We start from the raw sequence: 10,763 nt of genomic DNA, 5'->3' as shown, positions 1-10,763 counted from the left end.
GCTTTCGGCCAGAAGCGGACGTTCACAAGCGACCGCTACCGGCCAAAAGCTGCCGTTTATGTTCATGAGCGCGTTGCGTTGAAGCAGAATTCTGGGCGACCGATCAGTGAGCCGTTTACTCACGAAAATTAACGGTTTGCTGCCCTGAGTCATAGAGCCGAAAGCACGCCCTGATACAGCACAGGACCAGTCGGCTGTCCTGTTGGCGATCCACCCTCGGGTTCAAGACTGATGGCCAACGTGATTGACTCACCAATAAACGCTTTCTGCGCACCGCCCAACTTGATCTCCCCGTCTCCGCCTGGGGGAATCACCCCAAGCGAAACAGGCTTTCCATCTGAAGGAATAACCCACATTTCCAAGCTACGATTCTTTTCTATCTTCACCAAAGCCAGCGTTTTGATTTTTAGATAATTCTCGTGCGCTTCAATGCTCATCCACGACTGTGCGTCGGCACTACGCAACGTTGCACTGTAGCGAACTTCGTCACGGTTATAGATAACGCTCAGCGTTACCGCTGCTACCAGTGAACATGTTGCAATCGTCACCCAGAGCCAGCTCCAGAATGGTCGCTTTACAGGCAACTGCATTGTTTGCGGATCTATACGCGCCGTAATTCCGCGCCATACACGATCCGGTACAGGTGATTCAGGCAGAGACTGGGTAAGGCTCGCAAGGCTTTCCCGCCATTGCGAAAGTTCTGCGCGAAGTTCCGAGTCCTCCAGTAAAAGCTGCTCAAAGCGCCGGCGTGCGGCTGGTGGCATCAACCCAATGGCATAATCTGCGGCAAGTGCGCGACGAAGACTTGGAGTTTGGTAGTTCATGACTCAAGGCACCTGCGCAAACGCTCCATCCCTCGGCGGATCCAAGACTTTACCGACCCGAGCGGTGCCGACAGGTGCTCCGCCAGTTCTGAACAGGAAAGCCCTTCAAAATAAGCAATGGTGATTGACTGACGTTGCATCCCTTCGAGCTCATCTAGGCACCGATTCAATGAAGTGGTCTCACGGGAGCTGTTCAACTGTTCATGTACCGAGGGGCTGTCGTCTACCAGCATCTGCGCGTCGAGGTCACTCAGGGGACGTTCGCGACGCTTTCGCAATTGGTCGATGGCCTGATTTCGCGTGATATTGATCATCCAGGTCATCGGCGCCGACAGTTGCGATTGGTAGCGTGAAGCATTGTTCCAGATACGCACAAAACTTTCCTGTAGCACCTCCTCAGCCAGATCTGGGCGCCCCATGAACCGCAGCGCCACGCCATGCAGACGCGGACTCACGCTACGATACAGCGCTTCAAAAGCGCGTCGGTCACCCAAGGAACACTGGGCTAGAAGGTGTTTGAGTTGGTCAGTGTCGGCGATGGGAATAGCCTTTCTCCAAACGAATGGATCGTGAGGTTCTACAAGTCGATTGCAGCCAGAGGTTAGCCCACAGCGCGCGGTTGTTCCATTCACGGGTGGGCTCCTCGGAGGACTCGCCGGTCATGCTGAAATCGACCGGCGACGCCGGTCAACTTTTCGGCATCAGGACTTTGTCGATGACCTGTATCACACCGTTCGACTGGTATACGTCATAAGTACTGATGTCGGCGACGTCGCCCTTCTCATCTTTGATGGTGATGTTGTGCGGACCATTCATCATTGCCCACAGTTTTCCGCCCGAGACGGTGGTCAGTTCGGTCTTGCCACCTCCGGCCTTGATCTTTTCGGCAAGAGTGGCCATGTCCAGTTTGCCGCTCACGACGTGGTAAGTAAGGATCTTGGTGAGGGTTGCCTTGTTTTCCGGTTTTAGCAACGTATCGACGGTTCCTGCGGGCAGAGCAGTAAAGGCCGAATTGACTGGTGCAAACACAGTAAAGGGTCCTTTTCCCTTGAGGGTGTCGACAAGACCGGCAGCTTTCACAGCGGCGACCAGGGTGGTGTGATCGGCCGAGTTCACTGCGTTGTCGACGATGTCCTTGTTCGGCAACATGCTTTGACCGCCGACCATGACGCTGTCGTGACTCATCGATGCAGCATGCGCAGCGTTGAACACTAATCCGCTACCTGCCACCAAGGTCAGAAGGCCCGCAATCAATTGCGTTTTGATCGAAATGCGTTTCATCGTGATGATCCTTTGTGAGGAAGATCGGCCAGGAGATTCTGTCCGTGCTTGGTATACGCGGCGGCGTTCGGATTGGATGCAGTAACGCTCTTTTTTTCGCAGAAATTGCGAGTGAGTGATCCAGTGACCACCACTCGTTAGGCAAGGTGGCTATAACCCCGGCTGAATGCTCGGCCTTGTGGAAAGACGCTTTCGGCCGAAAGCGTCCATACGCGAGCAGCTACTATCGGATCGATGCGGACATCGACAAGAGACCGCTGTTGGCCGGATAGCGACGGTCTGGCCCAGACCGTCGCAGTGTTGGTTAAACCTCTGTCTGCTCTGCCATTTCCAAAGCATCATCGACCTCGATGCCCAAGTACCTGACAGTGCTTTCGAGTTTCGTATGACCAAGCAGGAGTTGGACAGCTCTCAGATTCTTCGTCCTGCGATAGATCAACGATGCCTTTGTCCGCCGTAGCGTGTGAGTACCGTACATGGTTGGGTCAAGGCCAATAGCGGTCACCCACGCTTTGACTATTCGGGCGTACTGCCTGGTGGAAAGATGGTCTGAGTCGTGCAATCGGCTCTGAAACAAAAAGTCCTCGCTTCGAAGACGCGCCCGATGCATCCAAGCTTCCAATACCGTTCGAGTTTGCTCAGTGATTTCAAATTGCACTGGATGCTGAGTTTTCTGCTGCATCACGATGGCCCGTGAGGACACATACTCCCCATGGGCGATGTCTCGGACTCGCAGCTTGGTTAAGTCACAGGCACGCAGTTTGCTATCGATGGCCAAGTTGAAAAGCGCCAAATCACGTGTCTTCTCTGCGAGTTGGAGTCTGATCCGGATGGCCCAGATATCTCTGACTCGGAGCAGGGCTTTCTGCCCGACAAGCTTTCCCTTGTTCCAAGGCTGATGGCGGGATCTAGTAGCGGTATTCATGGCGTGTCCTCCATGTTGATGGAGGACAAGGATGGATCAGTCAGAACGAGCGGTGGTCGCAGTTCGGCCAGCAGCGGTCGGTCATATCCGGCTGCTTCCGGCCATAAGCGGACTGCCGGCTCAAGGCGAGTCCGAGTGCGTTCGGGATTCTCCTGAAAACTCAGCCGATCTTGCGTTGCTTGAACCAGACTCGGGTCTATAGTGGAAGGCTTAACGCCCGTCACATTGTCCTTCATGCAGCGATCAGCTACACCGCCATGACGGAGCAGGAGATGTCATCAAGGAGGTGGTGCGTGGTTCGGATTCGCAAGATTGAAATTCAGAATTTCAGGTCGATACGGTCACTCATTTGGCTTCCGTCGCCAGGCCTGAATTGCTTGATAGGTCCTGGCGATAGTGGCAAGAGTACCATCTTGGATGCTATTGACCTGTGCCTTGGTGCTCGCCGAAACATTACGTTGGGGGATACGGATTTCTTCGGCCTCGACGTGAGCCAACCCATTCAGATCACGCTGACCTTGGGTCAGCTACCAGACACGCTGAAAAACCTGGATGTCTACGGGCAGTACTTGCACGCGTTCGATAGCACAACCGGCCAACTACAAGCTGAACCACTGCAAGGGTTCGAGACCGTACTTTCTCTACGCCTGATAGTGGACAGTGAGCTCGAACCAATCTGGACGTTGGTGTCCGATCGCGCCCAAGCCTTAGGCCAAGAACGCAACATCGCATGGAAAGATCGATTGTTGTTGGCACCTGCACGACTGGGCACCTACGCTAACTCCAATCTGTCGTGGACCCGTGGATCCGTACTCAACCGGCTCACAGAAGAACGCCCCAATCTAGGCGCCGAGCTTGCTAACGCCTCTCGTGAGGCACGTGCCACGTTCGGCAATCAGGCAGGAGCCCAGCTGGCTGAAACGCTGCGAATCGTCACCGAGAAGGCAACCGCCTTAGGCGTTCCTGTCGGAACGCAGGCACAAGCCCTACTAGATGCCCACGCTGTCTCAATCAGCGACGGCGCGATTGCCTTACACGATGAGCGAGGGGTACCACTGCGTTCGTTAGGCACGGGTTCTTCCCGGTTATTGGTAGCTGGATTACAGCGAGCAGCTGCGCAGCGCGCCTCAATCGCTCTGGTGGACGAAGTCGAGTATGGGCTCGAGCCGCACAGGCTCGTCCGACTGCTCGACTCATTGGGTGCCAAGGAGGTTCCGTCACCGCTGCAGGCCTTCCTGACAACTCACTCACCGGTGGCAGTCCGGGAGCTTCGAGGCGACCAAATTTTCGTAGTGCGAAAGGCACAAGACGGCACTCACCATGTGCTTGAAGTGGGTGTCGAAGACGATGTGCAGAGCACCATTAGAATGGATCCGGAAGCGTTTCTCGCTCGCAGCGTCATCGTTTGTGAAGGGGCCAGTGAAGTCGGGCTCATTAGAGGATTGGATCAGTACTGGGCGGCGCAGAATTACCGCTCACTTCTCGCTGCAGGAACGGCTTACGTAAACGTGGGGGGCGGTGAGCCGGACCGGTGCTTTGCTCGAGGTCTTGCTCTACTTAAGCTGGGTTACCGTGTCATGGTTCTTGTCGATGCTGATAAGCCCCCGACTCCTGAGGTCGTGGAAGCCTATCGCGCGGCCGGAGGGGAGTTTATTACATGGCGGGAAGGGCGAGCCCTGGAAGATGAACTGTTCCTCAGCCTACCGGATGTTGCAGTAGATATCATGCTCCAGCGTGCCGTGGAGTTTCTCGATAGAGAACTAGTAGCCGCGCATATCGGTACGCAATCTCAGGGACGCAATTCCCTGGACGACATCCTGCTGCTACGCCAACAACAGCACCCCTACTCTTCCGAAGTGCGTTTGCTGTTGGCCCTGACATCGCGGAACCGAAAGAACGGCTGGTACAAGTCGCTAACCAAGTTCGAGATCCTTGCCCGGGAAATTGTTGGCCCCAACTACCAGGCTACGGAAGCTGGGTTTACTGCCTTGATCCGCCAGTTATTCGGGGGGGCCCATGCCGCCTGAGTACGATTTGTTCGCCTTCCGCAGCGGAACCGTGACGGCGCCAGCCGGCTGTGGCAAGACACAACTCATAGCGGACACGCTGACCCAGCATACCGGCGCCAAACCTGTTCTCATTCTGACCCATACGAACGCAGGTGTGGCCGCACTACGCCTGCGCATGCAACGCGCCAACGTTCCAGCGTCCGCGTATCGCGTGGCGACCCTCGACGGTTTTGCCATGCGCTTGGTCGGTATCTTCCCAGAGCGAAGCGGCATACCTGCTGCCATTCTTGAACTGAGAAATCCAGGCACTGACTATCCCGCAATCCGCTTGGCAGCCTGCACCTTGGTGCAAGCGGGGCATGTGAGCGATACCCTGGCGGCAACTTATGCTCACTTGCTCGTCGACGAGTACCAAGACTGCAACTTGGTGCAGCACGCCTTGGTCACCGCACTCGCGGCGGCACTACCTACTTGCGTGCTGGGTGATCCTATGCAGGCTATCTTCGGCTTTGCAGGCAACCAACTGGTGGACTGGGATGGACACGTGCTCCAGCAGTTCCCGCTCATTGGTGAGTTGAATCAACCATGGCGTTGGATAAACGAAGGTGCCCGCGGGTTTGGCGAGTGGCTTCTGAACTGCCGGCAGGCGCTGCAAGCGGGCGGGAGCATCGACCTGGACCAGGCGCCTGCCGAGGTCAACTGGATTCAATTGCTCCCCTCCACAGCCGACCGTCAGCGCATGGCGGCAGCACTTACAAGGTCAGTAACACCCGAAGGGCAAGTCCTGGTGATAGGAGACAGCCGCAACACTCGAGGACGCAGGCAAATGGCCAGTCAAACCCCTGGTGCTACTGCAGTCGAACCGGTAGATCTAGGGGACCTCACGAGCTTCAGCCGGAGATTCGACTTGCAGGCAGCGGACGCCGCTGCGCAACTCGTCAATTTTGCCGCCGAGACGATAACGCAAGTCGGCGCTGCCGCATTACTGCCACGCCTGGACATCCTGCGACGTGGTTCTGCTCGCACTATGCCTACTCCGGCGGAGGCAGCATTGGTGACATTCGCCGCGACTCCAACCTTTCTGCTGGCCACAGAAGCGCTTAGAGCCTTGATGCGCCAAGAGCACGCGCGAGTATATCGCCCCGAGGTTCTATATGGCTGCCTGCGAGCTATGGAGGCAGCAGCCGGAGGTGGTTGCACCTTTGTGGAGGCCGCAATCCGAGAGCGCGAACGCAATCGCCATGAGAGCCGGCAACTAGCTCGGCGCGCTATTGGTAGTACCTTGCTATTGAAGGGATTGGAGGCAGAGGTTGCGGTGATTCCCAACCCTGAGAACATGGATGCTCGTCATCTTTACGTGGCGATGACGCGCGGCTCGAGCCGATTGGTCGTGTGCTCTGCTACGCCACGACTCGTACCGCAATAAAAATCGAACGAAGAGAAATCAAACGGATGTGCCCGTCAAAGCCTAATTGGCAGATATCGGCGAAAACGCCAAAAAGAAGACATTTTTAGAGGCAGCTAATGGCCGAAACCAGCCACTCCCACCCGAACCACCAACGGAGAGCCCCCCATGAAAGCCGCCCTGATCTCCGACACCCACAATCTCCTCCGCCCCGAAGCCCTTGCCGCGCTCCAGGGCTGTGACCAGATCGTCCACGCCGGCGACATCGGCAACCCGGACATCCTCGCCCAACTGGCAAAAATCGCCCCCGTCCACGCCGTGCGCGGCAACAACGATCTCAACAGCCCGTGGGCCGAAAACCTCCCCGACCTCCTGACCTTCACCCTAAACGGCTGGCCAGCACTCCTCGTCCACGACATCGCCGACGTCCCCGCGGATCTCGATCCGGGCATCAAGCTCATCATCACCGGCCATTCCCACAAACCCCGCATCGAATGGCGCGGTGACCGTCTCTACGTAAACCCCGGCAGCGCCGGCCCTCGGCGTTTCAAGTTGCCGGTCACGCTGGCGATCCTCGAGATACAACCAGAGCGCATCGAACCGCGCCTGATTTCCCTGCTGGATCCCCCCGCCTGAAACCGCTACCGTCCCCCCATCCAGAACAGGGAACCCACGCGCCATGTCCATCGCCGACAACCTCCTCGCCTTCACCCTCGCCGCCACGCTGCTGACCCTGACGCCCGGTCTCGACACCGCGCTGGTGCTGCGCACCGCCACCGTCGAGGGCAAGCAGCAGGCCTTGCGTGCAGCGTTGGGGATCAACGCCGGTTGTCTGTTGTGGGGCGCGGCGGTGGCGTTTGGGTTGGGGGCGTTGATTGCGGTGTCGGAGCTGGCCTACAACCTGTTGAAGTATTGCGGCGCAGCGTATCTGGCGTGGCTGGGGTTGAACATGCTGCTGCGCCCTCGCCGTTCGCTGGCACCGGCCGAGGCCGACGGCAAGCCGGGAGGCAGCTGGTTTTTGAAGGGCATGCTGGGCAATGTGCTCAATCCCAAGGTGGGGATTTTCTACGTGTCGTTTCTGCCGCAGTTCATTGCGCAAGGTCAGCCGCTGGTGCCGTGGACGTTCGGGCTGGTGAGCATTCATGTGGTGCTCGGGCTGATCTGGTCGCTGGTGTTGATTGGCGCGACGCAGCCGCTGTCCGGGTTCCTTCGGCACGAGAAGGTGGTTCGCTGGATGGATCGCACCACCGGGATGATTTTCGTGTTATTTGCTGCGCGGTTGGCGTTCAGCAAGCGTTGAGGCGCCTGCGCTAAACACACCTTCGGTCGAGAGCTGCCACCTCATCAAACTAAGGCTTGCCCAGTACATATGGATATCCGTATATTCGGACAACCATATGTACTGAAGGCATCGTCATGCTCAACCCCGCCTCCGTTTTCAAATGCCTCGCCGACGAAACCCGCGCCCGGGCCACGCTGCTGATCACCCGTGAGGGTGAGTTGTGTGTCTGCGAACTGGTCTGCGCGCTGGACGACAGTCAGCCGAAAATCTCCCGCCATCTCGCGCAGCTGCGCACCTGCGGTCTGCTGCTGGATCGTCGTCAGGGCCAGTGGGTTTATTACCGGCTCAACCCTGATTTGCCCGCATGGATTCGCACGCTGCTCGAAACCACGCTCGCCGCCAACACCGCCTGGCTGGAAGAAAACAGCGCGCGGCTGGCGGCCATGGGCGATCGCCCGCTCAACACCTCCGCTTGCTGCTAAGCCTCAGGCTTTCGGGATTCCCATGTTTTTTGCTTTTGCCATTTTTCTATTCACGATTGTGCTGGTCATCTGGCAGCCGAAGGGGCTGGGTGTCGGCTGGAGTGCGACGCTCGGCGCGGTGCTGGCGCTGCTCAGCGGGGTTGTGACCCTGGGCGATATTCCCACGGTGTGGGGCATTGTCTGGAACGCGACCGCGACGTTCATTGCCGTCATTATCATTAGCCTGTTGCTCGACGAAGCCGGTTTTTTCCAGTGGGCCGCGTTGCACGTCGCCCGTTGGGCAAAGGGCGATGGCCGGCGTCTGTTCGCCTTTACGGTGTTGTTGGGCGCGGCCGTTTCTGCGCTGTTTGCCAACGATGGCGCGGCGCTGATCCTGACGCCGATTGTGATTTCGATACTGCTCGCCCTGCGCTTCTCGGCGGCTTCCACTTTGGCGTTCGTCATGGCGGCCGGTTTCATCGCCGATACCGCGAGCCTGCCGCTGGTGGTGTCCAACCTGGTCAACATCGTTTCCGCCGATTATTTCGGCCTTGGCTTCAGCGAATATGCCTCGGTGATGGTGCCGGTCAACGCGGTTGCCGTGGCCTCCACTCTGGGGGTGCTGTACTGGTTCTTCCGGCGTGACATACCCACACATTACTCACTGGATGACTTGCAGGATCCGCGACTGGCCATCCGCGACGGGCTGACTTTCCGGGTCGGCTGGATCGTGTTGGGGCTGCTCCTGATCGGTCTGTTCGCCCTGGAACCGCTGGGCATTCCCATCAGTGCGATTGCCGCAGTCTGCGCGGCGCTGCTGTTCGCGGTGGCGGCGCGGGGTCATGTGATTTCGACCCGGCGCGTGCTGCGCGAAGCCCCTTGGCAGATCGTGATTTTCTCGCTCGGCATGTACCTGGTGGTGTACGGGCTGAAGAACGCCGGGCTGACGGATTATCTGGCGACGACACTGAATTATCTGGCTGGTACCGGGCTCTGGGGCGCGGCGCTGGGTACGGGATTTCTGACCGCCCTGCTGTCGTCCGCGATGAACAACATGCCGACGGTGTTGGTGGGCGCGTTGTCGATCCAGGCCAGTGATGCCGTCGGCGTGATACGCGAGGCGATGATCTACGCCAATGTCATCGGCTCGGACCTGGGCCCGAAAATCACCCCCATCGGCAGTCTGGCGACGCTGCTCTGGCTGCACGTGCTGGAGCGCAAAGGGATCCGCATCACCTGGGGTTATTACTTCAAGACCGGCGTGGTGCTGACCCTGCCGATTCTGTTCATCACCTTGTCTGCCCTGGCCCTGCGCCTGAGCGTTTAACGCCTGTCTGGAAAGAGGAATCATCATGCGCGTTCTATTCATGTGCACCGCCAACAGCTGCCGCAGCATTCTGTCGGAGGCGATGTTCAATCACTTGGCGCCGGCCGGTTTCGAAGCAGTCAGTGCCGGCAGTTTCCCCAAGGGCCAGGTGCTGCCGCGCAGCCTGACCACGTTGCAGGCGGCCGGCATTTCCATCGCCGGGTTGAGCAGCAAGGGCAACGAGGCCTTCGAAGACAACCCGCCGGACATCGTCATCACCGTGTGCGACAAGGCCGCCGGTGAAGCTTGCCCGGTGTATTTCGGCCCGGCCCTGAAAGCCCATTGGGGGCTGGAAGATCCGTCGGATGTGGTCGGCGATGAACGCACCATTGATGCCGCCTTCCGCGCCACCCTCGCCCAAATCGAAACCCGCTGCCGGGCCTTCCTCGCCCTGCCCTTCGCCGAACTTGACCGTGATGCCCTCAAGCGCGAGCTCGACCGCATCAGCACGCTGTAACCGGAGCTGACATGACCAACTTGCCCAACCTCGATCCTTCACTGGTTCAAACAACCACGCGTGACGAAGGCGCCCACAAGCCGCGCATCCTGTTGCTGTACGGTTCGACCCGCCCGCGCTCCTTCAGCCGCTTGCTGGTGGAAGAAGCCGCACGGTTGCTAGAGCACTTCGGTGCCGAGACGCGAACCTTCAATCCTTCGGGCCTGCCGCTGCCGGATGACGCCCCCGGCGATCACCCGAAAGTCCAGGAACTGCTCGAACTGATGCAATGGTCGGAAGGCCAGGTCTGGTGCTCGCCCGAACGCCACGGCGCGATGTCGGCGGTGTTCAAGGCGCAGATCGACTGGGTGCCGCTGGCCCTCGGCGCGGTGCGTCCGACCCAGGGCAAGACCCTGGCGGTGATGCAGGTCTGCGGCGGCTCGCAGTCGTTCAATGTGGTCAATCAACTGCGCGTGCTGGGCCGCTGGATGCGCATGTTCACCATCCCCAATCAGTCATCGGTGCCCAAGGCTTATCTGGAATTCGACGAAGACAACCGCATGAAACCCTCGGCGCTGTACGACCGGGTGGTGGACGTGATGGAAGAGTTGGTGAAATTCACGCTGTTGCTGCGTGACCGCCCGGACCTGGTGGATCGCTATTCCGAGCGCAAGGAATCGGCGGAGGAATTGATGCAGCGGGTCAATCAGCGGTCGATCTGATAACCAGACCTCACAATAAAAAACCGGTGCGAACGTTCGCACCGGTTTTTTT

Annotated in this window: 12 protein-coding genes; 8 read left to right on the top strand and 4 right to left on the bottom strand. The window is 58.5% G+C overall.

The annotated features are described in order from the left end of the window. Positions 1 to 149: 149 nt before the first annotated feature. From ACTJK7_RS17005 to ACTJK7_RS16990, 4 genes are all read right to left on the bottom strand, one after another. Positions 150 to 824 (bottom strand): anti-sigma factor, encoded by a 675-nt coding sequence (locus ACTJK7_RS17005; RefSeq protein WP_064381906.1) that lies wholly within the window; start codon positions 822 to 824, stop codon positions 150 to 152. Further along, complete coding sequence (locus ACTJK7_RS17000) at positions 821 to 1,456, bottom strand: sigma-70 family RNA polymerase sigma factor (protein ID WP_085655396.1); 636 nt, start codon at positions 1,454 to 1,456, stop codon at positions 821 to 823. Before ACTJK7_RS17000 ends, ACTJK7_RS17005 begins: the two co-directional genes overlap by 4 nt. Before the next feature lie 55 nt (positions 1,457 to 1,511). Continuing rightward, positions 1,512 to 2,105, bottom strand: coding sequence for a fasciclin domain-containing protein (locus tag ACTJK7_RS16995; protein WP_064381908.1), 594 nt, complete (start codon positions 2,103 to 2,105; stop codon positions 1,512 to 1,514). A 304-nt stretch (positions 2,106 to 2,409) separates the two neighbouring features. Further along, a complete protein-coding gene (locus ACTJK7_RS16990; RefSeq protein ID WP_085655397.1) occupies positions 2,410 to 3,030 on the bottom strand; it encodes a tyrosine-type recombinase/integrase in 621 nt (206 codons plus the stop codon). Positions 3,031 to 3,323: 293 nt separating this feature from the next. Between ACTJK7_RS16990 and ACTJK7_RS16985 the strand changes: the two genes are divergently transcribed. The 8 genes from ACTJK7_RS16985 to arsH all read left to right on the top strand — a co-directional run bounded on the left by ACTJK7_RS16985 (position 3,324) and on the right by arsH (position 10,711). After that, complete coding sequence (locus tag ACTJK7_RS16985) at positions 3,324 to 5,057, top strand: ATP-dependent nuclease (RefSeq protein ID WP_440780497.1); 1,734 nt, start codon at positions 3,324 to 3,326, stop codon at positions 5,055 to 5,057. Then, positions 5,047 to 6,465 carry a UvrD-helicase domain-containing protein gene (locus ACTJK7_RS16980; protein WP_440780498.1) on the top strand — a complete coding sequence of 473 codons (1,419 nt, stop codon included), beginning with the start codon at positions 5,047 to 5,049 and terminating at the stop codon, positions 6,463 to 6,465. The genes ACTJK7_RS16985 and ACTJK7_RS16980 overlap by 11 nt, the downstream gene beginning before the upstream one ends. Positions 6,466 to 6,612: 147 nt before the next feature. After that, the gene (locus ACTJK7_RS16975) at positions 6,613 to 7,080 is read left to right on the top strand and encodes a metallophosphoesterase family protein (protein ID WP_108561577.1); all 468 of its coding nucleotides are present in this window, start codon (positions 6,613 to 6,615) and stop codon (positions 7,078 to 7,080) included. 43 nt (positions 7,081 to 7,123) lie between these two features. Continuing rightward, complete coding sequence (locus tag ACTJK7_RS16970; protein ID WP_108561575.1) at positions 7,124 to 7,744, top strand: LysE family translocator; 621 nt, start codon at positions 7,124 to 7,126, stop codon at positions 7,742 to 7,744. Between the two features lie 116 nt (positions 7,745 to 7,860). After that, positions 7,861 to 8,208, top strand: a complete 348-nt coding sequence (locus ACTJK7_RS16965) for a metalloregulator ArsR/SmtB family transcription factor (RefSeq protein ID WP_064381911.1) — start codon at positions 7,861 to 7,863, stop codon at positions 8,206 to 8,208. A gap of 22 nt (positions 8,209 to 8,230) precedes the next feature. Then, positions 8,231 to 9,514 (top strand): arsenic transporter, encoded by a 1,284-nt coding sequence (locus ACTJK7_RS16960; RefSeq protein ID WP_064381912.1) that lies wholly within the window; start codon positions 8,231 to 8,233, stop codon positions 9,512 to 9,514. A 25-nt stretch (positions 9,515 to 9,539) separates the two neighbouring features. Next, positions 9,540 to 10,010 (top strand): arsenate reductase ArsC, encoded by a 471-nt coding sequence (locus tag ACTJK7_RS16955; RefSeq protein ID WP_011333821.1) that lies wholly within the window; start codon positions 9,540 to 9,542, stop codon positions 10,008 to 10,010. 11 nt (positions 10,011 to 10,021) lie between these two features. Continuing rightward, positions 10,022 to 10,711, top strand: coding sequence for an arsenical resistance protein ArsH (gene arsH, locus ACTJK7_RS16950; protein ID WP_108561573.1), 690 nt, complete (start codon positions 10,022 to 10,024; stop codon positions 10,709 to 10,711). The last annotated feature ends 52 nt before the right edge of the window (positions 10,712 to 10,763 follow it).

Origin of the sequence: Pseudomonas sp. 22085, assembly GCF_052045815.1 — a bacterium.
GTDB lineage: Bacteria > Pseudomonadota > Gammaproteobacteria > Pseudomonadales > Pseudomonadaceae > Aquipseudomonas > Aquipseudomonas glycinae.
Note: the sequence above shows the minus strand (reverse complement) of the source record. Positions and strands in the feature narration are given on the sequence as shown.